The 26,643-nt window shown below is 39.0% G+C and carries 19 protein-coding genes; 6 read left to right on the forward strand and 13 right to left on the reverse strand.

The genetic code is table 11. The features are described 5' to 3' along the window. Nucleotides 1-12 precede the first annotated feature (12 nt). From trpB to leuS, 9 genes are all read right to left on the reverse strand, one after another. Nucleotides 13-1,200 (reverse strand): tryptophan synthase subunit beta, encoded by a 1,188-nt coding sequence (gene trpB, locus LCM02_RS08850; protein ID WP_224928251.1) that lies wholly within the window; start codon nt 1,198-1,200, stop codon nt 13-15. Then, nucleotides 1,201-1,833, reverse strand: coding sequence for a phosphoribosylanthranilate isomerase (locus tag LCM02_RS08855; RefSeq protein ID WP_224928254.1), 633 nt, complete (start codon nt 1,831-1,833; stop codon nt 1,201-1,203). Continuing rightward, nucleotides 1,823-2,611 carry an indole-3-glycerol phosphate synthase TrpC gene (gene trpC / locus LCM02_RS08860; protein ID WP_224928257.1) on the reverse strand — a complete coding sequence of 263 codons (789 nt, stop codon included), beginning with the start codon at nt 2,609-2,611 and terminating at the stop codon, nt 1,823-1,825. The genes LCM02_RS08855 and trpC overlap by 11 nt, the downstream gene beginning before the upstream one ends. A 5-nt stretch (nt 2,612-2,616) precedes the next feature. Further along, entirely contained in the window at nt 2,617-3,615 is a 999-nt protein-coding gene (gene trpD, locus LCM02_RS08865; RefSeq protein ID WP_224928260.1) for an anthranilate phosphoribosyltransferase, read from the reverse strand. Nucleotides 3,616-3,628: 13 nt separating this feature from the next. Beyond that, nucleotides 3,629-4,195 (reverse strand): anthranilate synthase component II, encoded by a 567-nt coding sequence (locus tag LCM02_RS08870; RefSeq protein ID WP_224928263.1) that lies wholly within the window; start codon nt 4,193-4,195, stop codon nt 3,629-3,631. A gap of 3 nt (nt 4,196-4,198) precedes the next feature. Further along, the gene (locus LCM02_RS08875; RefSeq protein ID WP_224928267.1) at nt 4,199-5,596 is read right to left on the reverse strand and encodes an anthranilate synthase component I family protein; all 1,398 of its coding nucleotides are present in this window, start codon (nt 5,594-5,596) and stop codon (nt 4,199-4,201) included. A gap of 234 nt (nt 5,597-5,830) precedes the next feature. Then, a complete protein-coding gene (locus tag LCM02_RS08880) occupies nt 5,831-6,916 on the reverse strand; it encodes a hypothetical protein (RefSeq protein WP_224928271.1) in 1,086 nt (361 codons plus the stop codon). A 12-nt stretch (nt 6,917-6,928) separates the two neighbouring features. After that, on the reverse strand, nt 6,929-7,882 hold the full coding sequence (locus LCM02_RS08885) for a T9SS type A sorting domain-containing protein (RefSeq protein ID WP_224928274.1): 954 nt from the start codon (nt 7,880-7,882) through the stop codon (nt 6,929-6,931). Between the two features lie 166 nt (nt 7,883-8,048). Next, nucleotides 8,049-10,865: a leucine--tRNA ligase gene (leuS, locus tag LCM02_RS08890; RefSeq protein WP_224928276.1), complete on the reverse strand. Its 2,817-nt coding sequence runs from the start codon at nt 10,863-10,865 to the stop codon at nt 8,049-8,051. Nucleotides 10,866-11,098: 233 nt separating this feature from the next. Between leuS and LCM02_RS08895 the strand changes: the two genes are divergently transcribed. After that, on the forward strand, nt 11,099-12,721 hold the full coding sequence (locus tag LCM02_RS08895; RefSeq protein WP_224928279.1) for an amidohydrolase: 1,623 nt from the start codon (nt 11,099-11,101) through the stop codon (nt 12,719-12,721). On the opposite strand, the gene LCM02_RS08900 is transcribed toward LCM02_RS08895, so the two are convergent. Continuing rightward, complete coding sequence (locus LCM02_RS08900; RefSeq protein WP_224928281.1) at nt 12,722-13,270, reverse strand: DUF2911 domain-containing protein; 549 nt, start codon at nt 13,268-13,270, stop codon at nt 12,722-12,724. It abuts the gene before it with no gap. A gap of 5 nt (nt 13,271-13,275) precedes the next feature. Then, a complete protein-coding gene (locus tag LCM02_RS08905) occupies nt 13,276-13,836 on the reverse strand; it encodes a DUF2911 domain-containing protein (protein ID WP_224928284.1) in 561 nt (186 codons plus the stop codon). A 218-nt stretch (nt 13,837-14,054) separates the two neighbouring features. On the opposite strand from LCM02_RS08905, the gene LCM02_RS08910 reads away from it, so the two are divergent. The 4 genes from LCM02_RS08910 to LCM02_RS08925 all read left to right on the forward strand — a co-directional run bounded on the left by LCM02_RS08910 (nt 14,055) and on the right by LCM02_RS08925 (nt 19,733). Further along, complete coding sequence (locus LCM02_RS08910; RefSeq protein WP_224928288.1) at nt 14,055-14,729, forward strand: response regulator transcription factor; 675 nt, start codon at nt 14,055-14,057, stop codon at nt 14,727-14,729. A 76-nt stretch (nt 14,730-14,805) separates the two neighbouring features. Beyond that, nucleotides 14,806-16,053: a sensor histidine kinase gene (locus LCM02_RS08915; protein ID WP_224928290.1), complete on the forward strand. Its 1,248-nt coding sequence runs from the start codon at nt 14,806-14,808 to the stop codon at nt 16,051-16,053. A gap of 723 nt (nt 16,054-16,776) precedes the next feature. After that, nucleotides 16,777-18,714: a DNA topoisomerase (ATP-hydrolyzing) subunit B gene (gene gyrB, locus LCM02_RS08920; protein WP_224928293.1), complete on the forward strand. Its 1,938-nt coding sequence runs from the start codon at nt 16,777-16,779 to the stop codon at nt 18,712-18,714. Between the two features lie 83 nt (nt 18,715-18,797). Further along, nucleotides 18,798-19,733, forward strand: a complete 936-nt coding sequence (locus LCM02_RS08925) for a malate dehydrogenase (RefSeq protein ID WP_224928296.1) — start codon at nt 18,798-18,800, stop codon at nt 19,731-19,733. An 87-nt stretch (nt 19,734-19,820) separates the two neighbouring features. Here the strand turns inward: LCM02_RS08925 and LCM02_RS08930 are convergent, their stop codons facing one another. Beyond that, the gene (locus tag LCM02_RS08930; protein WP_224928300.1) at nt 19,821-21,704 is read right to left on the reverse strand and encodes a M61 family metallopeptidase; all 1,884 of its coding nucleotides are present in this window, start codon (nt 21,702-21,704) and stop codon (nt 19,821-19,823) included. Between the two features lie 93 nt (nt 21,705-21,797). Continuing rightward, a complete protein-coding gene (locus tag LCM02_RS08935) occupies nt 21,798-23,471 on the reverse strand; it encodes a formate--tetrahydrofolate ligase (protein ID WP_224928303.1) in 1,674 nt (557 codons plus the stop codon). A 157-nt stretch (nt 23,472-23,628) separates the two neighbouring features. On the opposite strand from LCM02_RS08935, the gene secDF reads away from it, so the two are divergent. Next, complete coding sequence (gene secDF, locus LCM02_RS08940) at nt 23,629-26,607, forward strand: protein translocase subunit SecDF (protein ID WP_224928306.1); 2,979 nt, start codon at nt 23,629-23,631, stop codon at nt 26,605-26,607. Nucleotides 26,608-26,643: the final 36 nt, after the last annotated feature.

A 26,643-nucleotide genomic window follows, 5' to 3' on the forward strand; every position in this document is an offset into this window, starting at 1 on the left:
ATAGTATTTTTTCTATAAATTAAAGTAATTGATATAGGTGTTGAGGTCCTTATCCCCTCTACCTGACAAGTTCACTACGACAATATCATCCGGCTTAAAGTTCATTTTAGAGAGAACTGCAAGTGCATGAGAAGTCTCTATTGCAGGGATAATTCCCTCAAGTTCAGATAATTCTAACCCAGCCTTCATGGCTTCATCATCCGTAGCATTAAGGAATTCAGCTCTTCCAGAAGTAAAAAGGTAGGCGTGCTGAGGACCCACTCCCGGGTAATCCAATCCTGCCGAAATAGAATAAGGCTCAATGATCTGTCCATCCTCGGTTTGCATCAACAAGGTTTTACTTCCATGAATAATTCCCTCTTTTCCCAAAACACTTGTTGCGGCCGACTCACCTGAGTCGATTCCTTTACCTGAGGCCTCAACGGCTACCAGCTTCACATCTTCGTTATCTAAATAATGATAAAAAGCTCCTGCAGCATTACTTCCCCCACCTACACAGGCAATTATATAATCAGGATTCTCGGTACCTTCCTTTTCCATAAGCTGCCATTTCATTTCTTCGGATATCACGGACTGAAATCGTGCGACCATATCCGGGTAGGGATGGAAACCAACAACGGAACCAATAATATAATGGATTTCTACAGGGTCATTGATCCATGCCCTGATGGCCTCATTGGTAGCATCCTTCAGGGTTTTACTTCCGGAAGTAGCAGCAACCACCTTGGCTCCCAGCATTTTCATTCTGGCAACATTTGGTGCCTGCCTTGCAATATCGATCTCACCCATGTATACAGTACACTCCATACCTGCAAGAGCACATACCGTAGCTGTGGCAACACCATGCTGGCCTGCCCCGGTTTCGGCAATTATTCTTTTCTTGCCCAGGCGTTTCGCCAGAAGGATCTGACCAATTGTATTATTGATCTTATGGGCCCCTGTATGGTTCAGGTCTTCCCGCTTTAAATAAATTCGGGTCCCATATCTGGAGGATAATCTTTTGGCAAAATATAATGGAGAAGGCCTTCCCACATAATCTTTTAAGAGCGCATTAAACTCTTCTTTAAAAGAAGGTTCATTCATGATCTCCAAATAGGAATTCTGAAGTGTTTCCATATTGGGGTAAAGCATTTCAGGTACAAATGAGCCTCCAAAGTTCCCATAATAACCCTTTTCATCCGCGTGATACGTCTTTTTCATCTATTTCTCTTTTTCTATAAATTCTACAAATGTCTTTAACTCTTCGGTATTTTTTAGTCCAGGCTCGATTTCAAATTTACTATTCACATCAATTACCTGACAATTTACTGCTGAATCTGATTTCAGGAATTTCTTCAAGGCAGCAATCTCCTCCAGTCCAATCCCACCACTTAAAAAAAATGGTTTTTGATATGTGTAATCCTCTAAAATCGACCAATCAAACAATGTTCCGTTGCCTCCTCTTTCTTTTCCTTTCGTATCGAATAAAAAATAATCGCAATTTGTCAGATACGCTTCCAGTTGACCGAATTCAAAAGAACCAGACATGGCAAAGGCTTTAATTAATTCTAAACCCGGCATTTCCCTCTTAATACGAGCGCATTCAACTGCAGATTCATCTCCATGCAATTGTATGGCATCGAGCTGATATTTATGCACGCAATCTCTTAAAGTCTCAAAATCTTCATTGACAAAAACACCAACTTTTTTTATTCCTTTGTCAATTAATGGCAAGGGTCCGTCAAAATTTCTTTTCGATCGCTGATAAAATATAAAGCCCATATAGTCGGGCTTCAATCCTGAAACCGACATAATGTTGTCCTCATATTTCATTCCACAAACCTTAACTTTCATTATTGAGCTCTTTTAAAAACTGTTTTGCCGCAGCTCCGGGATCCGAAGTTTTCATAAAATTCTCACCTATTAAAAACCCCTTGTATCCATATTTCTTTAAACTGCTGATCGCTTCGACTGAACTTATCCCGCTTTCAGAAATTTTAACTTTGTCCTCGGGAATCAGTTTAGCCAGGCTCTTACTGGTCTCGAGGCTGACATCAAATGTTTTTAGATTCCGGTTGTTCACCCCTACCATTTGCACATTTGCAAGATCTGATTTTTCCAGCTCCTCCTGATTATGTACCTCGAGAAGAACCTCGAGTTCGAGCTGATACGCCAATTGAGAAAGTATACCAATTTCTTCAGTTGTAAGTATTGCTGCAATGAGCAGAATGGTATCAGCGCCAAACGCTTTGGCCTCATAAACCTGATAAGGATCTATGATAAACTCCTTTCGAAGAACCGGAATTGTCAAGGCCGACCTTGCCTGGATCAGATCATCCAAGGAACCTCCAAAATACTTGGTATCTGTCAACACGGAAATTCCTGAAGCACCTGCTTTTTGATACCCGGTCACCACATCTATAATTCCGCTGGTTTGATTGATTACCTGTTTTGAAGGACTTCTTCTTTTAAATTCTGTAATTATACCGCTTCCTTCAACAATATTTTCCGACATCGAATAAGTATCTCTTTCCATTAAGGGAGATGTGGCCAGAAATGATAAAGGCAGCAGCTTCTTTTTCGCCTCAACCTCAATTAACTTGTCCTTGACTATTTTATCCAGAATATTCACCTTGTTCAATTTAATTTACTTAAATCATGAAGCTTCTTAAAAGAATTTAAAGCCTCTTTTGAAAGCAGGGATTCTTTCGCCATCTCAAATCCTTCCCTGTGACCTACCTTGTTTACTACCGATATTGCCAGCCCGGCATTCGCGCAGACCACATTATTCTGGGCCTCAGTTCCTTCCCCGTTTAACACTTTTAAAAATATTTCCGCACTGTCCCTTACGCCTGTTCCCCCATAAATATCCTCCTGATTCAAAGAAGAAATTCCCAGATCTGTTGGGCTGATAATTCTTTCTTCTTTATTGCTGATCATCTTGGTTCGGCTTGTTAACGAAATTTCATCATAACCCGCCAGATCATGCAATATGGCATAATTTTTATCAGTTGTCTGATACAAATATCCATACATTCTTGCCAGTTCAAGGCTAAACACCCCTACCATCTGATTCTTCGGAAATGAAGGATTGACCATTGGCCCCAGCATATTGAAAAATGTTTTAACTCCTAATTCTTTTCGAATCGGGGCAACATTTTTCATAGCAGGATGAAAAAGAGGTGCATGCAATATACATATCCCTGCCTGATCGATCGATCTTTGTAAAAATGCTTCCTCATTTGAAAATCTTATCCCTAAATGTTCAAGAACATTCGAAGAGCCACAGGAAGATGACACCCCATAATTTCCATGTTTCGCCACTTTCACTCCGGCACCGGCAGTGACAAAGGAAGAAAGTGTAGAGATATTGAAGGTATCCTTTCCATCACCCCCGGTTCCACAAAGATCAATGGCGTTAAAGTCCGATAGATTTACCGGACGGCACAATTCAAGCAATGCTTCTCTGAATCCATCAAGCTCCTCCACGGAAACGCTTCGCATCATATAAACAGTTAGAAATGAAGCAATCTGACTGGTATTGTATATCCCTTTAGATATGTTTACCAAGACGCCCTTTGCCTCTTTCTTAGATATGGTCTCATGATTGATGAGACGATTCAAAATTTCTTTCATTCCTTTTTATTCTTTAGGATTCGACCCAGTTTTTTAACATCTTTTTTCCTTCCGGAGTCAAAATGGATTCAGGATGATATTGCACCCCCCTGACATTGTCTTTCAAATGTCTTAATGACATGATTTCCCCGTTCTTGTCAACTGAAGTAACAACCAATTCCTCGGGCAGATCCTTCGAAACCACCCAGGAATGATACCTGCCTACTTCAAGTTCTTCCGGAATATCCTTGTACAAAACCTCATCCTCGTTTACTCTTTGAATTGAGGTAGACACCCCGTGATATACCTTGTTCAAATTCTCGATACTTCCCCCGTACACTTCAGCTATGGCTTGCTGGCCAAGGCATATTCCCAGTATACTCTTTTTTGAGCCATATCTTTTTATGATTGGCTTCAACAGACCTGCTTCATCAGGAATACCAGGGCCCGGAGACAAAAGGATTTTATCAAATTCCTCCACCTCCTCCAGGGTAAGTTTGTCATTACGTTTAACGGTTACCTCACAATCCAGGTCATGCAAATAATGAACCAGGTTGTAGGTAAAGGAATCGTAATTATCTATGACTAATATATTTTTCATTTCTTATATGTTTTCCGCCAGTTGCATGGCTGATTTTAGAGCCCCGAGCTTATTATACACTTCCTGCAATTCATCCTCTGCGCTTGACTTTGACACTATCCCGGCTCCGGCCTGATAATGCAATCGGTGATTCTTACTTAAAAATGATCGGATAATGATAGCATGGTTAAAGTTTCCTTCAAAATCCATAAAACCAATGGCTCCGCCATAAAAGGTTCTGTTTTCCTTTTCATATTTTTCAATTAACTGCATGGCCTTGTGTTTTGGAGCCCCGGACAAGGTCCCTGCAGGGAAAGTATCCGCAACCACCTGAAAAGTAATGGCATCTTCATATTTACGGCCGACCACTTTTGACACCAAATGTATCACATGGGAAAAGAACTGAATTTCCTTATACTTTTCAACCTGAACATGCTCTCCGTTTCTACTCAGATCATTGCGTGCAAGATCCACGAGCATCACATGTTCTGCATTTTCTTTTTCATCCTGGGCCAGGGATTTCGCAACTTGAAGATCTTTTTCATCATCGCCGGTCCTTTTAAAAGTACCTGCTATAGGGTGTATCTCTGCTTTGCCTTTGTTAACAACCAACTGTGCCTCGGGCGAGGAACCGAAAATTTTAAAGTTTCCGTAATCAAAATAAAACAGATAAGGTGACGGGTTCACTGACCTTAAAGCTCTGTAAACATTAAATTCATCGCCTTGAAAACCCTGAGAAAACCTTCTTGACAAAACCAGTTGAAATACATCTCCCCGGAAACAGTGCTTTTTTGCAAGCTCAACATGCTCCATAAATTCCTCGTCCGAGAGACTAGACGTTTCATCCTGTTCATTGCGATAGGAATAGGAAGCAAAATTTCGGTTTCCGATCAATTGATGGATCTCTTCAATATTATTTTTCTGGTCGTACGAATGAGAAAAAATATAAGCCTCATTCTTAAAATGATTTATGGCAATTATATTTTGATAAACCGCATAATAAATGTCCGGGATATCCAGGTCGCCCTCCTTTTTATCGATTTCTATATCCTCAAAATATTTTACCGCGTCATAACCAATATAACCAAAAAGGCCGTTGTTAATAAACTTAAACTTCTGGTTTTCTGTTTCAAACCTTTGACTAAAGTCATGAATCATTCCCGGAATCATATGAGCCTCTTCCACGGATATTTCAGTGCTGCTTCCGTCCGGATAGAATTCTGAAACAGCCTGATCCTTAACGCTGATATGCGCGATAGGATTACAGCACACATAAGAAAAACTGTTTTCGTTCCCGTGATAATCAGAACTCTCCAAAAGTATACTGTTAGGAAATGTATCTCTGATCTTTAGATAAATACTTACTGGTGTAATGGTATCAGCGAGTATTTTTTTATAGTTTGTGTTTAATTTATACTTCATTCAATTCTTATTAAAAAAAAAGGCCTGTCGTGAAGACAAGCCTGATTTATATTTCTTTTACATACTAGGTATTCCTTCACAAATTCTTGTTTTGTAAAGACCACCACCATGTATGAATTGTATTATTTCTCATTTCGATCCAGCAAATTTATAAACTTTTTTTAATTTTCAAAGAAAATATGCTTTATTTCTAAAAAACTTTCATCTTAACTGCACTTATCTCAACATAATACCTTAAGGAGCCAACTGCACTGCTTTCCAATCATTACCATCGTGGAAAAACAGGGTCCCGTCTGAATTTACATAAAGATCTCCCAGACCTCCGGTAGGAGCAGAATCCTGAGGTTCTAAACGCATTACACCATTGATATGGACCTTTTGCTCAGGATCCGTGGTGCCTATTCCAACATCACCCGCAATGTAGGAGTCATTAAGGTTATCAGAATACAGGGCAAAAGCATTACCTGCAACGTTTGAATAGGGAGTTGATATATACAGAGCGTAAGAATTTCCTCCAACAGTGCCACCTCCCTGGCCCCCAATAAATATTCCATAAGCATCATTTGTAACAGTCCCGTTATTGGTTGCATAAAATGATGTTAAAGAAGTTGTTCCCAAGTTGGCTCCGGCAGCATTAATCACTCCAACATCCATCCCTCTGGCAGTGTTCACCGTTCCTGCATTGTTATAGATCTCTGTGATTGTACTCGAAGCGTAATTAACTGTTCCTCCGTTATAAACCTGAGGATATGAACCAACGGCAGTAGTAATGGATGCTCCATTATTGGGATTTTCTATAATTCCCTGAGCTCCAATAGCATAAGGGACTGTTCCCGATGAATTATTTCTGGAAACCCCTACCAGGCCATAAGTAACACCTCCATCCCCATCTCCATCGTAAACTCCCCTGATAACTCCTGAAGTATTTGTAGAATTATCACTCTTTATATTTTCAACATAAAGTCGATGTGCAGTTGAGAATGCATTTTTACCAATCCCTACTCTTCCTTCATAATAAGCAATATCATCTGCGGCCCCATCGACAAATTTGCCAACCCCAGGCTTACTCTCCTGCCAGACGTTTTCAATGTAGGACCAGTATGAATTGGTATCCGTATCAAAAACCATCAAACTATTTGCAGGGTTGGAAATAGCTGATCTTTGTGCAGTAGTCATTCTTGGAATAAGCAATCCCTTATCTGACGAGGAAATTTCCAAAGCCGAAGAGGCTTCCGGGGAATTCGTTCCAATCCCCACCTGAGCCTGAATTGTGAAGATTCCTGCTACTACTGCTATTAAAAATGTCTTAATTCTATTCATAATTAATTTATATTATTCTATGATTATTTTTTTAACTCCCTGTTTTCCCTCATGTTCAAACTTCAAGAAATAAAGCCCTGATCCAAGTCCAGACTTTGACAGGCTTCCCTGATTGCCAAACAATTCGATCTGATCGTAATGTTTCAACAGCCTTCCGTTAATGTCAAAAATGCTGGCTTTAAGATTTAACAGATCCCCCGAGGTTGTGAATTCAATGGCTTCTTTCCCCGATAAAATGGGGTTAGATCGGATAGAGATTCCGGTAGTATCAAACAGATCGTCAACGGCAAGTACAATTTGATGGTCGATCCCGAATGTAAACTCTTCAAAGCCCTCTAAAACCACAGGGACACTCACATCACTCGATACATCTCCGTTTAAAAGGTCACCTGAAACTACCGAAGTATTAGAGTCACTGATTAAATTCCAGATACCATCCTTGATCCCAACTATAGAAAGTGAATTCAGAGATCCTCCGTTGTTATTAACCAAAGAAGTAATGTCGCTATTTTCATTATAAGGAAGAGTTACAACGGCTGTTCCGGAGAGTTTCCAGTATTCTACATCTGAAACTGCATCAACATCGGTACCATTGGTCCCTGATGTCGGAGCACTATTAAAATAACGAGCCGTTACGTCTGTTGTGTGCTCCATGGAAACCGGGGCATAAACTCCGTTATCCCCTACAGGAAGAACACTGGTACCCGACCCTAAGGCCTTCACCTTTCCGTTAACATATTGCAGGGATGATCCCCAGTTGGAACCAGCCCCTACAATAAAATTGCCATTATCGTCTACCTCCACAATGGTGTTGCTGGTCGTAAAAATTACATTATTGGGAAGATAAAATAAACCTTCGGACCCGACATATAATTGTTGTGCCTCAATGGATGGAACACAAATCAACATTGTCAGCTGCACCAGTAAAAATCGATAAATAAAAGGAAATCGTAATTTTAACTTCATACGCTTAAATTTAGCATAAAACTATTAAAAATATTTTATAATCAATACGGGAAACCGTATTTCATTGGTATATTTAAAATACTTGGTGAATACCAACTCTAAGCAAATTCATGAATCAAATGCCCTAATCAGAAGCTTTTAAATTTATCTTTTAATTCAAAATCTGTCAACCCACAATATTGACGATCTTACCCGGGACAACAATCACTTTTTTCGGTGTTCTCCCATCAAGTTGCTTCAAAGTCCTTTCATCCTCCAAAACGGCTTTTTCAATTTCTGACTTATCCAGATCAAGAGAAAGTTCCTTGGTAAACCTCATCTTTCCATTGAATGAAATAGGGTAGGTCTTTACGCTTTCGATCAAATATTTTGACTCGAACTCAGGATAAGTTGCCGTAGCGATAGATTCTTTATGACCAAACTTACTCCACAACTCCTCTGCTATATGGGGTGCATACGGGGAAATCAATATAGTTAGCGGCTCTAGAATGCTTCTTTTCGAACACTTTAAGGCCGTCAACTCATTAACTGCGATCATAAATGAACTTACTGAAGTATTAAAAGAAAAATTGGCAATGTCTTCGTCCACTTTTTTAATCGTTTTGTGCAGGACCTTTAATTCTTCAGGTTTCGGAGCCTGATCACTTACGGCAAAATCACCCCCGGCATGAAACAATTTCCAAAATCGCTTTAAAAATCCGTGAACTCCTGTAATACCCGCTGTATTCCAGGGTTTAGCCTGCTCAAGTGGACCTAAAAACATTTCATACATCCTTAAGGTATCGGCACCATAATCCCTGCAGATATCATCCGGATTAACGACATTATATTTTGACTTAGACATTTTTTCGACATCTCGGCCTACGATATATTTCCCATCTTCAAGTATAAATTCAGCATCTTTAAGATCCTTATGGAAAGTATTCTTTTTAAAGGCTTCCAAATCCAGCTCATTGGACGCGTTTACCAAAGAAACATCCACGTGAATCGGTTGTACTTTCTCATCTTTGATCAGACCCTTGGAAATAAAAACATTTTCTCCATCCTTCCTGTAGACAAAAGCAGAGGTCCCCAGGATCATTCCCTGATTGATCAGCTTTTTGGCATACTCCTCAACAGGCACATACCCTTTGTCAAATAAAAACTTTTGCCAGAACCTTGAATAAAGCAAATGACCGGTTGCATGTTCACTTCCTCCAATATAAAGATCAACATCTTTCCAGTAATTAATCGCGGATTTACCGCAAAACTCCTTGTCATTTGCTGCGTCCATATATCGGTTGAAATACCAGGAACTCCCTGCCCAACCCGGCATGGTATTCAGTTCCAGAGGAAAAACATACTCCTCATCGATGAGTTCATTTGCAACAATAGCATTGGTTCTGGTGTCCCAGGCCCATACGTTTGCATTGCCCAGTGGTGGTTTTCCATCTGAAGTAGGAAGGTATTTTTCCACCTCAGGCAGGGTTATAGGCAGGTGCTGCTCATCAATCATTTGAGGATTTCCGTCCTTGTAATAAACAGGAAAAGGTTCTCCCCAGTAACGCTGCCTTGAAAAAACGGCATCTCTTAATCTGTAATTGATTTTACCTTGTCCTATTCCACGGTTTTCAAGCTCCGTGATCACCTTTGAAATCGCTTCTTTGACCCCAAGTCCGCTTATAAAATCTGAGTTGGCAATTTCAGCATTCTTATCCTCGCAGGCTGTTTCCGAAATATCAATATCCTTAAAAATATTCGGAATTTCAATACCAAAGTATTTTGCAAAATCATAGTCTCTTTGATCACCGCAAGGCACGGCCATTACGGCCCCAGTTCCATAACTTGCAAGTACATAATCGCCTATCCAGATAGGAATTTGCTCTCCGCTAAAAGGATGAACCGCATATGCACCGGTAAATACTCCCGATATACTTTTGACATCTGACATCCTGTCCCTCTCACTTTTTTTCGAAGCCGACAAAACATAATCATCTACCAAGGTTTTCTGTTCCTGGGTAGTTATTCTGGAAACCAGTTCATGCTCCGGAGCCAAAGTCATAAAAGACACACCAAAGATCGTATCCGGTCTTGTTGTGAACACCTCGATCAACGCATCATGTCCTTCAACTTTAAACTCCACCATGGCTCCCTCTGACCTTCCGATCCAGTTGGTCTGTGAATCTTTTAATGGCTGCGGCCAATCTATTGTATCAAGGCCATCCAACAATCTTTGAGCATATGCCGTGATCCTCATGGACCATTGTTTCATTTTTTTTCTGACCACAGGAAAACCTCCCCTTTCTGAAACCCCGTTTACAATTTCATCATTGGCGAGAACCGTTCCCAGTTCAGGGCACCAGTTCACCTCGGTATCTGACAAATAAGTCAATCGATATTTAGACAGGATAATATCTTTCTCTTTACGCGTAAATCCATTCCATTGTTCCGAGCTGAATAATTCCACCTTTTCATCAGAAGCGGCATTCACATTGCCATTCCCTTCTTTTTCAAATCTTTCCTCGAGTTCCTGAATATCTTTGGCCTTATTTTCATCCAAGGAGTAATATGAATTGAACAACTGAATAAAGATCCATTGTGTCCATTTGTAATATGAAGGGTCTGAGGTTCTTACTTCACGGCTCCAATCAAAACTAAATCCGATCTGATCCAACTGCCTTCGGTAAGTCTCAATATTTTCTTTTGTTGTTTTGGCCGGATGCTGACCCGTCTGAATGGCATACTGCTCGGCAGGGAGTCCAAAAGAATCATATCCCTGAGGGTGTAAAACATTGAACCCTTTATGCCTTTTATAACGAGCGTATATATCAGAGGCAATATATCCAAGCGGATGTCCAACATGCAAACCGGCACCTGATGGATAGGGAAACATATCAAGTACATAAAATTTTTCTTTATCACTTTCATTTTCCGCTCTGAATGTTTGATTTTCACTCCAAAATTTTTGCCATTTGGCCTCAATTTCGTTAAAATAATATTTCATATTCCGTTATAAATTTTTTCCAGTCAAATTCAATAAGTCTCAGCTTAAAAAATATAGGATTCTATAATAATTTAAATTACTGTAGATAAATTGATTAACCTCAAAAAACAAGCAGGGATTAAAAAAAAAATCTACGAGCCTGCAAAGTTACATTTAAAGAAGGAAAGAGCAAAGAACTCGTTGTATCTTAATTTTTTTATCTTTATAACCAATTACTACTTAACCAAAGCGTCATGTATAAACCCCTCATATACCTGATAAGCATCATGGTGCTTATTACCTGTGTTCCCCAGAAACAAAAAGCAGATCTACTTGTTACAAATGCCAAAATTTATACTGTAGATGAAAAAGTTACTTCTGCAGAAGCTTTTGCAGTCAGGAATGGAAATTTTATTGCCGTTGGAAGCAACAAGGAAATTCTTGATCAATTTGAATCGGAAAAAATTCTTGACCTTCCTGGAAAAACCATCTTACCAGGTCTTATAGACGGGCACTGCCACTTTTATAATCTTGGCATATCTATGCAAAATGTGGATCTGGTAGGTACGAATAGTTATGAAGAAATCTTACAGAGACTTACCACATATGCAAATGGAAAAGATTTGAATTTTATAATTGGCAGAGGATGGGATCAAAATGACTGGAAGGTTAAAACATATCCTACAAAAAAAGAACTGGACATACTGTTTCCAAAAATACCCGTTGCACTTTCGAGAATAGACGGACACGCGATGCTGGTCAATCAGGCTGCACTTGATCTGGCAGAAATTGACGGAATGACCATTGTCCAAGGAGGAGAGATCATCAAAGAAAATGGTCAAATCACCGGGGTTTTAATTGACAATGCAATGTCCCTTGTCAGAAATGCCTTGCCGGAACCCAGTGTTTCGGAAAAAATACAGGCCCTTAAAGATGCTGACAAGTATTGTCTTGCTTTAGGTTTGACTACTGTAGCAGATGCCGGGCTGAGCAGGGATGTAATCGATCTGATTGATACCCTGCAGCAAAATGGCGAATTAAAAATGAAGGTGTATGCAATGATCTCTGTGAGTGAAGAAAACCTGAGCCACTATCTCAAAAAAGGGATCTACAAAACGGATCGGCTCAATGTAAGGTCTTTTAAAATTTATGCAGATGGCGCCTTAGGATCAAGAGGAGCCGTTTTAAAACAGCCCTATTCTGACCGGGAGAACCATTTTGGAGCTATGGTAACGAGCTTAAAAGATCTGGATGATATTGCGAGAACACTTGCCAAATCAAAATTTCAAATGAACACTCATGCCATTGGAGATTCAGCCAATTCCTATGTTTTAAAAACTTATGCAAAAGAGTTGAAAAGTCAGACAAACAGGCGATGGAGAATTGAGCATGCTCAGATTGTGGATCCTGATGACTGGGATTATTTCAGAGAAATCATTCCTTCCGTTCAGCCCACGCATGCAACAAGTGACATGTATTGGGCAAAAGACAGGTTAGGAGATGAAAGAATCAATTATGCCTACGCATACAAAAACCTTTTAGAAACCAATGGCAGAATTGTTCTCGGAACCGATTTCCCGGTTGAAAAAGTGAATCCCATGCTTACTTTTTATGCCGCTGTGGCAAGAAAAGATCTTTCCGGCTTCCCTGAGGAAGGATTTGAAATTGAAAATAAACTAAACAAGGAAGAAGCGCTTAAGGGTATGACGATCTGGCCCGCATATGCAAATTTTGAAGAAAATGAGAAAGGCAGCATCCAAACTGGTAAAAAAGCTGACTTTGTGATTCTGGATCAGGATATTATGACCATTGAAATAGATGAAGTTCCAAATATCAAGATAAATGGAACTTATATAAACGGGGAGAAAGTGTATTAATTATAAAAGTATCTTAATAGGAGTGGTTACACGGGTAGTATCCCATGCGAGAACCATATTAACATGCTTGCCTTTGTCCTTGAATCCAATTGAGAAAGACTCCATGAATTCTGCTTTGCTGACTTTTGCAGTTGCTCTTGCTACATCGTATTTTTCTTCGTATTCATAGGTCCCCCAAACATCTGTATTTGAGCTTAGAATCAAAGTCCATTGGTCTTGATCAGGTATTGCATAAAGCACATAAGTACCCGCTTTCACTTCTGAATCTCCAAAAACTACATCATTATAAAAAACAACTTCAGTGGCCTCATTAGCTCCAACTCTCCAAATTTTCCCATAGGGAACGACCTCTCCAAATATTTCCCTTCCATTTTTTTTTGGTCGCCCGTAGAGAACCTTTATCTTAGGTGGTGTCACCTTATTTGTCCTGAAATATACAATGTCATGAGGACTTACGTCCAGGGTTTTAAATTCCTGAGAATAACTCTCCTGAATCAGGAATAAAGTAAAAAAACACCCTATCGTTAACAAAATATTAATCCTTTTCATAGCATTTATAATTTAGCCAAAATAACATCATGAGCTGCCAGTGGAATATCAACTCGTGTCGAGTCCCATCCCAAGACCATAAATGTATTGTTAAATTGTTCTTTGAATCCGATGGAAAATACATCAATCTCTTCTGATTCTCTGGAAGGTACCTTGATTCTGACAACATCTTTTGTTGCGTCATAGAAGAATGACCCCCAGGTATCAGTTTTGCTGTTTAAAATGACGATCCATTCTTTTTCTCCGGGAATGGTATGCATTACATAGGTTCCTGCTTTTACCAGTTTTCTGCCAAAAGACATATCAGTAAAAAACTTCACTTCTGTAGCCTCATTAGCTCCGGTACGCCATATTTCTCCATAAGGAACCTGATCTCCAAATACCTGATCGGCTTCTTTTTGCGGTCTCCCGTAAACAACTTTGACTAAAGGTTTTGAAGCTTTTCTATGAGTTAAATAGGAAATATCAACAGGTGCTTTATCGAGTTTATCAAAGATTTGAGCATAACCAAATCCTGTTGACAGCAATACACAGAAAATCACTGAGGTAATTATTTTATTTTTCATAGCAACAAATAATTAAATAATAATCATTCGGTATACTAACGTAAATCCGAGAGATTTATTATATAATCAATGACATAAAATTCATTCCGAAATTCAAAACAAGATCTAAGCACAGGGATTTAATACTAAAATTTATTCTCCTAAGAATGTGTTAAAACCGGTTTTATTAGTTTCATATGTCATTTAAATATTATTTTTGTACTTAAACAAAGTTCAATATGAAACTATTAATTGTTGAAGATGAATTGGAGCTGTTAAATGCCACAAGCGATTATCTGGAGAACGAGGATTTCGTTTGCGAAACGGCCCCAAATTTTTTTGAAGCTGAAGACAAGTTGATTTCTTATAACTACGATGTAGTCATACTGGACATCAATCTGCCGGATGGCAATGGTTTGGACCTCTTAAAATTCGTAAAAGAGAAAAGCCCTGAAACGGGAGTTCTAATTGTTTCGGCTAAAGATTCTCTGGATGATAAGTTAAAAGGCCTTGACCTTGGCGCCGATGACTACATTACGAAACCCTTTCATCTTGCAGAACTCAATTCCCGGGTAAACTCTCTTTTAAGAAGACAGAAATATAAAGGAAATAAGAACATTATATTCAAGGAAATTGAAATTGATCCGGTTGCTAAAAGGGCAAAAGCGAATGAGGTTGTCCTTGACCTGACTAAAAAGGAATATTTCTTATTGTTGTATTTTATCACAAATAAGGACCGTGTTCTCACAAAAGAGGCAATTGCTGAGCATCTTTGGGGTGATAATATAGATATGGTTGATAATTTTGACTTTATCTATACCCATATGAGGAATTTACGAAAAAAGCTCAAAAAAAGCGGAGCAAATGACTATTTACAAACCATCTACGGCCTTGGTTATAAGTTTGGTGAATAAGTCTCAAATCATTTTCTGCAAATATCTGTTTTGATTAATATACCTTTGAGAAAGTTTAAAGTGAATTTTCCAGTACATGAAGTTATTTGAAAAAACGCGTAGGACCTACCTGATTTACTCAGCTATTATTTTTGTAATATCGAGTATTGTAATTTACTACACCCTCATGCGTGTTGTTTCAAAAAAACAGGATGAGAAGCTTCTTTGGGACAAGGAACTGATCGAAAAAAAAATCAAATACGAAAACCCTTTACCCATTTTTGACGTCGAGGATCTCAGGTACAAGAATCCCCCGAAAGACACACTTTACTTTAAAGATACATTAATGTATCATGTTGTCAACAACAAGGAAAAATATGAGTTGTACAGGCAGCTTACTTCCATTGAAACTTTACAGGGAAAAACTTATAAGATCATAACGAGGACTTCTTTGGTTCGAAGTAAAGATTTTATTCTGGCGATTACCGTTTCAGTTGGTATCGTTGTTATGTTGCTAATTATAGCGGTTTATATTGTAAACACAATATCAATGCGAAGTGTATGGCTTCCATTTTATAAAAACCTTGAATTGCTAAAGAACTTTTCAGTTGAAAATAATACACCGCTTCAGTTAAGAGATTCTGATATTGATGAGTTCCAGCAGCTGAACAGTTCATTATCTAAACTGACAAGTAAAATCCATGCTGATTTTAACAACCTTAAAGAATTCACTGAAAACGCTTCTCATGAAATGCAGACTCCCCTGGCCATAATGCAGTCCAAATCTGAATTGTTGCTGCAATCTGAGAACCTTAACAATAACCAGATTTCGCAGATCAAGGCCATATATCAGTCCGTTCAAAGACTTTCCAAACTCAACAAAACACTTCTTTTACTGTCTAAAATTGAAAATCAGCAATTCAAGGACCTTGAGGTCATTTATATCAAAGAAGTACTTGAAAGGCAGCTTGAGATCTTCGATGATTTTATTCTAAACAAAGACCTGGAAGTTGAATTTGAATCAACAGCTGATACAAAGATCGAGGCCAATCCGCTGCTTTTTGATATGGTTATATCTAACTTGATATCCAATGCAATCAAACACAATAAAGAAAAAGGAAAGATCGTGATTCAAACGAATGATTTATTCATCAGCGTCTCAAATACTGGAGAACCCCCGAAATTATCTTCGGAATCTTTATTTGAACGATTTAAAAAAGAAAGCTCGGCCTCAAACTCTTTCGGTCTGGGTCTGGCTATTGTAAAAAAAATATGCGATAATTATGGATGGAAAATAACGCACTCCTTCATTGAAGATCAGCACAATATCTCAATATACTTTTAGCGGAAAATTCATAATTGGAATTCTTTTCTGATTCTTCAGATTTTCTTTAGAATGACCCCATACATTTGCTGCGTTATCTGACTGTTATAGATTTATAACTATTTCGGAACGTTCAAAAATTCATGCTATGAATACTGAAATATGAAGAAGATATCAGCTTTATCTTTTAAAAAGGATATATTTTGAGGGGAATAGGACCCTTTTTAAAGATAAAAGCATTCAATTGAAACATTAAGCTGTTTTGATTAACTTTAAAAGGCCTGTAAAGGCTATATTTTACGGGCCTTTCATAATATTTACTTCAATTCTGAGCAAAACTTCAGATTTTCTTCAGAATTGATTTCTATTTTTACCAGGATTTTAAACTCAAGTTCTGAGCTTGAGTTAATTTCATAGTAACAAAGTAAACTTTTAGTTTATTATATAGTTGATCTTATTTTTGATATTGGACTGAGGGGAATGATATTAAAAAGGATTGACGAGGGCAAATAAACAAATATTAAGCTATTTTAATTTGCACGAAAAAAGAAACCTGTTTGAGCTATTCAGACAGGTTTTTTTTATGATTTTGTTTCCTTCTCAAACTCTTTTTTCTTCGCTTTAAAAAAGTACCGGAATGTTGATAACTTGACCCTTTAAAAAGCATAAAAAACAGGCTTAAAATTCAGGGTTTTCTTATATTTGTACGTTTTAAATTTTAGCACAAAAAGAGAACTGAAAAATATGAGTGAAGAAACTAACAAAAATCAATATTCAGCAGATAGTATTCAGGCTTTAGAAGGCATGGAACACGTCAGAATGAGGCCTTCCATGTACATCGGAGACGTCAGCTCGAGAGGCCTTCATCATTTGGTCTATGAGGTAGTTGACAATTCCATTGATGAGGCCATGGCAGGGCATTGTGATCGAATAGATGTTTTTATTAATGAAAATAATTCAATTACTGTTCGGGATAATGGCCGTGGGATACCTGTTGGGACTCATAAAAAAGAAGGTGTTTCAGCTTTGGAGGTCGTTATGACCAAAATCGGTGCGGGAGGAAAATTTGATAAAGACTCGTACAAGGTATCCGGAGGGCTGCACGGTGTAGGTGTATCTGTTGTAAATGCCCTTTCCAATCATCTGAAGGCAACCGTTTTCAGAGAAGGCAAGATTTGGCAGCAGGAATATGAAAAAGGAAAAACGTTGTATCCTGTAAAAACCGTTGGGGACTCAGCGGAAAATGGTACTGAAGTTACTTTTTTGGCTGATGATACTATTTTTCAGACTGAAATAGTTTACAGTTACGAGATTCTTTCAGCCAGGTTAAGAGAACTTGCCTACTTGAACCAGGGGGTGACAATTACGATTACAGATAGAAGAACCAAGGACGAAGAAGGTAACAATATCCATGAAGAGTATTACAGTGAAGATGGTTTAAGAGAGTTTGTAAAGTACCTGGATGCCACCAGGGAGCAGCTTACGGCAGATGTGATAAGCATGGAAGGTGAAAAAAATGGTATACCTGTAGAAGTGGCAATGGTTTATAACACCTCTTATACCGAAAATCTTCACTCCTATGTAAATAACATCAACACGCACGAAGGTGGAACCCATTTATCCGGGTTCCGAAGAGGTTTAACACATACTTTAAAGAAATATGCCGAAAATTCAGGTATGTTAAGCAAGCTGAAGTTTGATATAGCAGGTGATGATTTCAGAGAAGGACTAACCGCCATTATCTCGGTAAAAGTTGCCGAACCACAGTTTGAAGGACAGACCAAAACAAAACTGGGCAACCGGGAAGTGAGTGCTGCAGTTAGCCAGGCAGTTTCTGAAATGCTTACCAATTATCTTGAAGAAAATCCTGATGACGCAAAAACAATAGTTCAAAAAGTTATCCTGGCGGCTCAAGCCAGACATGCGGCAACCAAAGCCAGAGAAATGGTTCAGCGGAAAACTGTAATGTCAGGTGGTGGTTTACCGGGAAAACTATCAGACTGTGCCTGGAATGACCCTGAAAGATGTGAGATCTTCCTGGTTGAGGGTGATTCTGCAGGCGGAACTGCAAAACAGGGTCGTGACAGAAATTTTCAGGCTATACTTCCTTTAAGAGGTAAAATTCTTAATGTTGAAAAAGCTATGCAGCACAAGGTTTTTGAGAATGAAGAGATCAAAAACATGTATACTGCATTAGGAGTAACCATTGGAACCGAAGAAGATCCAAGAGCACTTAACTTAAGTAAGTTAAGATACCATAAAATTGTGATCATGTGTGATGCGGATGTCGATGGAAGCCACATTGCTACACTTATACTTACATTTTTCTTTCGCTATATGAGAGAACTTGTGGAGAATGGCAATATTTATATTGCGGCTCCACCACTTTATCTCATAAAGAAAGGAGCAAAAAAAGAGTATGCCTGGTCCGACGCGGAAAGAGATGCGATCATTGAGAAATTTGGAGGAGGGAGTATCCAGAGGTATAAAGGTCTTGGAGAAATGAACGCGGAACAACTTTGGGACACTACCATGAATCCGGAGTACAGGACCATGAGACAGGTGTCAATTGAAAACGGAACGGAAGCGGACAGAGTGTTTTCGATGTTAATGGGAGATGATGTTCCTCCCCGTCGTGAATTCATTGAAAAACATGCTGTTTACGCCAATATTGACATATAACAGAAAGACCCAAGATTCTCACAGGAACTTGGGTCTTATAGATTTTTGAACAAACATATTAATTAATTATAAATTCTAGAATTATGAAAGTAACTATAGTTGGTGCAGGAGCGGTTGGAGCAAGCTGTGCCGAATACATCGCAATTAAAGATTTCGCCTCAGAGGTTGTCATTGTCGACATTAAAGAAAATTATGCTGAAGGTAAAGCTATGGATCTTATGCAATGTGCATCCTTAAACGGGTTTGACACTTTGATAACAGGAAGCACAAATGACTATTCCAAGACAGCGAATAGTGATATTGCTGTTATCACAAGTGGTATTCCGCGTAAACCGGGTATGACAAGAGAAGAATTGATCGGGATCAATGCAGGAATCGTTAAAACGGTGGCAAAGAATGTTCTTGAACACTCTCCTAATGTGATCTTTATCGTGGTGAGTAACCCTATGGATACTATGGCTTACTTAACACATAAAGCTTTAGGGTTACCAAAGAACAGAATCATTGGTATGGGTGGAGCTTTAGACAGTGCACGATTCAAATACCGTCTTGCAGAAGCTTTGGAATGCCCGGCGTCTGACGTGGAAGGTATGGTAATCGGAGGCCATAGTGATACAGGTATGATCCCGCTAACAAGGCTTGCTGTAAGAAACAGTGTTCCGGTAAGTAAATTCTTATCCGAAGAAAAAATCTCTGAAGTTGCAGAAGCAACCAAAGTGGGTGGAGCTACTTTGACCAAGATGTTAGGAACGAGTGCGTGGTACGCTCCTGGAGCAGCGGTATCAGCTTTGGTACAAGCCATTGCATGCGATCACAAAAAAATGTTCCCATGTTCAGCTTTATTAGAAGGTGAGTACGGACTTAATGATATTTCTATCGGTGTTCCATGTATCATTGGTAAAAACGGCATTGAATCCATTGTAGAGCTTGATCTTGATGAAGCTGAAAAAGAAAAACTTCAGTCAAGTGCAGATGCCGTAAGTAAAACGAACAGTTTACTGGAAGAAGTTGTAAGCTAATTTCTTCAGGTTCTTTTAAAAGAAAAAGCCGTGTTTTAACAAACACGGCTTTTTTTATATACTAAAAATTTACACGAGATTTTAATCTTATCCCTTGAGCCATTTTTCCAATAATGCCTGCTGAGCTTCAGTTATATCGGAATTTCTTCCTAATAGCTCACCCATGGTATACGATGTAGTCAAGGTTTTCTCGATTAACACCTCTTCTCCATCACGAAGCAGGATTACACGTATATCACGGCCTGGCTTCCATCCAAATACCTGACCAAAAACAGCATTGGCATTTTCCATGCTTACCTCTTCGCCATCTATATTCTTTATGATATCGTTAGGTTGTGCACCTGCCTCATTCCAGAAACTGTTATTGACAACCTGATCATTAAACTTGACTACACCTGCTTCACGGTCACCTCGAACAATCATTTTTCCCGCGTTCTGCACGTAATTGGTTTCGATCTTTGATTCATTGATCCCTAATCCTACTTTCTCGAAGTATTTTGAATAATTAATTGGTGTCCCACCAATTACGTGATTATCAAAAAATTCTCCTACGGAAGGGTAGGTCATGGCCACGATCTCCTCTATAATTTTATCATCATCAAATGGCTGATCAGTTCCGTACTTTGCTGATAATTCTTTCATTACAGAAAGGATGCCGACTTCACCATTGCTTTCTTCTCTTAAAATTATATCAAGGCACATGCCTATCAAGGCTCCTTTCTGATAAACATTATAATAATTCCTGGCATAGGGCTGTTCCAGAATGTTTTCACTCATTTCGGTAAAGCTCATTGTATCATCTAAAGAAGAGGCCGTATTAATCTTATTCATCATCTTATTATAGAATTCCTCTTCAGATATAAGTCCCTGATCGATCTGGAATATATTTGCAAAATATTCCGTCAGGCCCTCATACATCCATAAGTGCTTAGAGAAAGTTGGCTGATTATAGTCAAAATAATGAACATCTTCTGAATGAACCGAAAGTGGAGATAATATGTGAAAGAATTCATGCGATACAATATCGATCAGCTGTTTTTCCAACCCTTCTTTCGGCATAGATTCCGGCATGACAACAACGGTTGAAGTATGATGTTCCAAAGCCCCAAATCCAGTTGGTGCTCCTGCATTTTTCCCCGCGAGATAAACATAAATGTCATAGCGTTCTGTACTGTTTAGATCTCCCAGGTAATTCTTTTGGGCCTCCATCATCTTAAACATCGTTTCTTTTAAACTTGTTGCGGAGTGAATCTTGTTAGGAGAATAAACACTTAGAACTATTTTGATGTCACCCACCATAAATTCTTCTACATCCAGTTTTCCATACATCATAGGGTTATCAGTGATGTCAAAATACCTCGTAGCCTGGTATCTTGTCGTTACCACTTTACCGTCCTCTGAAACTACCTCCTCAACTTGCTGAAGCGCAGAAGTTCTATCAAATTCGGCTGCTGCGGTAACATCCAAAACATAGGAATTTGACTTTAGAGAATCAAAATAACCAATGAATCCGTGCAGGTTTAAAACATAATTGTCTTCTTCTATATTGGTGCCCGAGGGAGAAAATGGTGCAGCCTGGCCAGTACTTTCAACATCAAATGTATCATTGACCCAATAATGAATCTTTTCCAGATTCGCGGCTTCATAGATCACCCAGGTATTTGTGTCTATTTTTTTTGATCTCAGTTCTTTTCCATCATAATCAATGGCTTGAAAGTCCTCGATAAAACTTCCGAAATCACTTATTGCATAAGTTCCCTGTACCACTCTTGGAAGCCTGAAAACCACTGTATCCAAGGTAATTCTACCCGGATTGATCATTACAGGAACTTTATCATCTTTAACTTCTGTTAAGTTGATACTGGTTTCGATTGGATTGTTAACGGCGAGATCATTTCCTGTTGATTTAGCAGGGCCGCAACTTGCAAGCACTAAGGCCATACTAAAACAAATAAGTAAAAAATGTTTCATATACTTTGATTTTGGTTTAATAATTTGCTTATAAGTGCCAAAAATCAACTATTGATACATTTCTAATACTTAAAAAAATGTTAATATTCATCATCAGGACAATCCTGAAATAAGACCCTCAGCATCGATTGACATATTTTCTGAAGCAGGTCGGGAGGGTAAACCAGGCATTCGCATCATTTTTCCTAATATTGGAATGATAAATCCGGCACCTGCTGCTATTTCGATCTCACGAACTGTAATTTCGAAATCCTCGGGTCTTCCCACAAGACTCTCAACATCTGAAAAGGACTTTTGTGTTTTGGCCATGCAAACAGCAAAATCATTAAATCCCAATCGTTCGATCCTTCTTAAATTGAGCTTAGCCTTTTTGTCATAGGAAACACTTGTCGCCCCGTATATCTCTCTTGCAATGGTTTCAATTTTCTCCTTTACCGGTGACTTCCAGTTATATAATGGCTGAAACTCTGAATCTGCATTTTCAACAGTTTCCTTAACCACCTTTGCGAGTTGGGTTGTTCCTTCTCCTCCTTTTGCCCATCCATTAGAAACCACGGCCTTGACCCCCAAATCCTTACAGGCTTCTATCACCAGATTAATCTCTTCCTCTGTGTCGTTCATGAAAGAATTGATGGCAACCACGGGTTGAATTCTGAATTTTCTGACATTTTCTATATGCTTTTCAAGATTTGCCAACCCCTTGGAAACCAGCGATGGGTCTGGTTCATTAACCTTGTCCTTGGCAGATCCTCCATGATGACGAAGGGCTCTGATCGTAGCCACTAAAACAACGGACTTAGGGTTCAATCCTGAAGCTGCACATTTGATATTTAAAAACTTTTCTGCCCCAAGATCCGCTCCAAAACCAGCCTCGGTTACAACATAATCAGACAGGGATAAACCCATTTTCGTCGCCAGAATAGTATTTGTCCCCTGAGCAATGTTCGCAAAAGGGCCCCCATGGATAATCGCTGGGTTTTGCTCCAGGGTTTGAACAAGGTTCGGTTTAATGGCGTCCTTTAAAAGTATCGCCATGGCATTTTCTGCCTTCAGATCCCTGGCAAAAACCGGTTTTTTGTCATATGTAAATCCTACAAAAATGTCGCCTAATCTTTTTTTCAGATCCTCAAAACCTGTCGCCATACAGAGAATAGCCATGACCTCTGATGCCGGTGTAATATTGAAACCATCTTCTCTTGGCACGCCGTTGGCAGTTCCGCCCAGGCCAATAGTGATTTGTCTTAGGGATCTGTCATTCATATCGATGACTCTTTTCCAAAATATGGTCCTTGGATCCAGGTTTAAATTATCTGGAGCCTGAAGGTTGTTATCGATTAGGGCCGAGAGTAAATTATTTGCCTTCTCCACAGCATTGAAGTCCCCGGTAAAATGCAGATTAATGTCTTCCATGGGGACAACCTGAGAATAACCCCCTCCAGCCGCACCTCCCTTGATACCGAAAACCGGGCCCAGTGAAGGCTCTCTCAAAACAACGGCTGCTTTTTCACCTATCTTGTTCAATCCTTCTGTCAAACCAATTGAAACCGTTGTTTTACCTTCTCCCGCAGGAGTAGGTGTAATTGCTGTTACCAGTACCAGGTTATTTTTATTCACTTTTTCCTCGTCAATCAGGTCAAGTGGCAGTTTGGCTTTATACTTTCCGAATAACTCCAGATCATCCTCATCAACGTTAAGTTTTGCTGCTATTTCTTTTATGTGAACCAATGATGCTTCCTGAGCAATTTCAATGTCTGATTTGTATTTCATTTTCCTGATTTTTGGTTGTCTAAGGTAGCAAAAAAAATGTCTTGGACATATGTCCCAATTGGCTGAAAATTATAGGGCTTATTTCTTTTAAAGCTAAATCTTTTGAGTATATTTGCCCGATTAAATCAAAAATAAGATTATTTAAATAGAATAAGGAATGCAAAACAAGGGACTTATTAGATTATTTGCTGTCATTTTGAGTGTGGTATGTTTGTACCAGTTGTCATTCACATGGTTTGCAAAAAATGTTGAGAAAGATGCTGTTATCTATGCAGAGTCAAAAGCAGAAAGCACTGATTCGGAAGGGTTGGTCAAAATGGAGAGAGAATACTTGGATTCGGTTGCAAATACCCCTGTTGTGAATCTGGGTTTTGCTGAATTTACTTATAACGAGGTAAAAGAAAAAGAGATCAATCTGGGGCTTGACCTTAAAGGAGGAATCAATGCGATCCTAGAGGTTTCTGTAAAAGATATTCTTTTCGGTCTTTCCAATGAATCAAAAAATCCTGTTTTCAATGAGGCATTGAACAATGCTGCAAAGGCTCAGAAGAACAGTGATAAAGATTATTTACAGTTGTTTTACGAAGAGTTCGATAAGGCAAGCCAGGGTTCTGTAAAGCTGAGTGATCCATCAATCTTTGGAAACAAATCCCTAAAAGATAAGATCAACTTTAAAATGACCGACGATGAGGTGAAGCCGATCCTTCAGGAAGAGGTAAAAGGGTCCATCAACACTGCCTTTGAGGTTTTAAGAAGTCGTATTGACCGTTTTGGAGTTACGCAACCAAATATTCAAAGAATAGGAGAATCGGGAAGAATCTTAATTGAACTGCCCGGGGCAAAAGATATTGATCGTGTCAGAAAACTATTGCAAAGTACTGCTGAATTGCAGTTTTGGGAAGTATTTACCAATCAGGAACTTTCTCAGTTCTTCCTGTCTGCCAATACGAAACTGGCTGAAATCCTAAAAGTAGAAGAAGACGTTGAAGAAGCAAAGGATACTGCCCAAAGTGAAGAGGATGAAATAGATGACCTGCTTGGAGAGGTAAAGGATTCAGTAGATTTCGAAACTGCAAATCCACTATTTAGTAAACTTTTCCCACGTTTTCCACAGACTCAAAATGACATAAGCTCTGCAATTGCAACGGCCAGTGTAAAAGATACGGCTGAGATCAATCAGTATCTGGCAATGAAAGAGATAAGAGCCTTGTTGCCTGCTGAACAGAAATACGCGAAGTTTGCCTGGGATGCTAAATCCAATAATGACTTTATTAGTTTATATGCTTTAAAATCAAACAGAAACGACGAAGCTCCTATACAGGGAGATGTTATTTCTGATGCAAGTCAGGTTTTTGACCAGTTAGGTGCTAATCCTGAGGTGAGTATGACCATGAACAGTAAAGGGACCAAACAATGGGCCAAAATGACCACGGCCAACGTTGGAAAATTTGTTGCTGTTGTGCTTGATGATTATGTTTATTCAGCACCTCGTGTCAATGATGCAATCACCACAGGAAGAACTTCTATCATGGGCCAGTTCACGATTGATGAGGCCCAGGATCTTGCCAACGCCTTGAAATCTGGTAAACTTCCGGCAGCGGCGAGAATAATCCAATCTGATGTAGTTGGCCCGTCACTTGGTCAGGAAGCTATTGACAGCGGTACCTACTCATTTATCATAGCTTTGATCATTGTTCTGATCTGGATGGTATTTTACTATGGAAAAGCAGGTATTTTCTCGGATATTGCGCTGGCTCTTAACATACTTTTCATATTCGGTGTCCTAACCTCGTTTGGTGCGGTTCTGACCTTACCGGGTATTGCTGGTATCGTTTTGACCATTGGTATGTCGGTTGATGCCAACGTGCTTATTTACGAGAGAATCAAAGAAGAATTGAATAAGGGAAAAGGGCTCAAGGAATCCATAAATGATGGTTTCGGAGGAGCGTTATCATCAATTCTCGATGCGAATATAACTACCTTGTTAACGGGTATCATATTATATGTATTTGGTACGGGGCCTGTAAAAGGATTCGCTACTACATTAATGATAGGTATAGTTACTTCACTGTTCTCGGCAATATTCATAACAAGATTGCTGATTGAATGGTACGTAAACAACAAAGACAGAAAACTGACCTTCAATACAAATATTACAAAAAACTGGTTTAAGGAAATTGATATTGACTTCCTTCAAAAAAGAAAGATGTCCTTTATCATTTCAGGTATCATCCTTATTATTGGCCTGGGATCATTGTTTACCAACGGATTAAACTACGGGGTTGACTTCAAAGGAGGCCGAACTTATACAGTTCGTTTCGAGGATAATGTAAGTCCACCTGAAATTGCAAGCAGTTTAAAAGATGCTTTTGAAAGTTCTCCTGAGGTGAAAACTTTTGGATCGGCAAATCAGTTGAAAATCACAACAAAATATAAAATAGATGACTACGGAGTAGAAGTTGAAGACGAAATTCAGCAGTTGCTTTATAATGGATTAGGTGCTTATTTCCCTGAAAGTTTGAGTTATGAGCAATTCAAACCCGGAGATAAAGAAGTTAATTTAGGGATCATGGAATTCTATATGGTTGGACCGACGATTGCCGATGACATCAAACAGGCAGCGTTCTGGGCGATCATTGGTTCCCTCATCGTTGTATTTATCTATATCCTGATCAGGTTTAGAAAATGGCAGTTCAGCCTTGGAGCAGTTGCGGCGGTGTTCCATGATGTTTTAATTGTTCTTTCGATCTTTTCATTGTTCTACAAAATCCTTCCGTTTGACATGGAGATCGGACAGTCTTTTATTGCTGCCATACTAACCGTGGTAGGTTACTCGCTTAATGATACTGTGGTTATTTTTGACCGTATCAGGGAATTTGACAACAAACATCCGATGTGGAAATATTCAAGAACCGTAAATACGGCCTTGAGCAGTACCCTGGGACGTACAGTTAATACGTCTTTAACGACGCTTATTGTTTTAATGGCCATCTTTATTTTTGGAGGTGACTCGATCAAAGGATTTATGTTTGCACTGATTGTCGGGGTCATCGTTGGTACTTACTCGTCATTGTTCATTGCATCACCGATTATGTACGATACAACGGAAAAATTGAACAAGAAAAAGAAGAGCTAAGAACCCTGGTATCTTTGATAAATAATTTAAAAACCT

Origin of the sequence: Lutimonas saemankumensis (genome assembly GCF_020171465.1) — a bacterium.
In the GTDB taxonomy this organism is placed as follows: domain Bacteria; phylum Bacteroidota; class Bacteroidia; order Flavobacteriales; family Flavobacteriaceae; genus Lutimonas; species Lutimonas saemankumensis.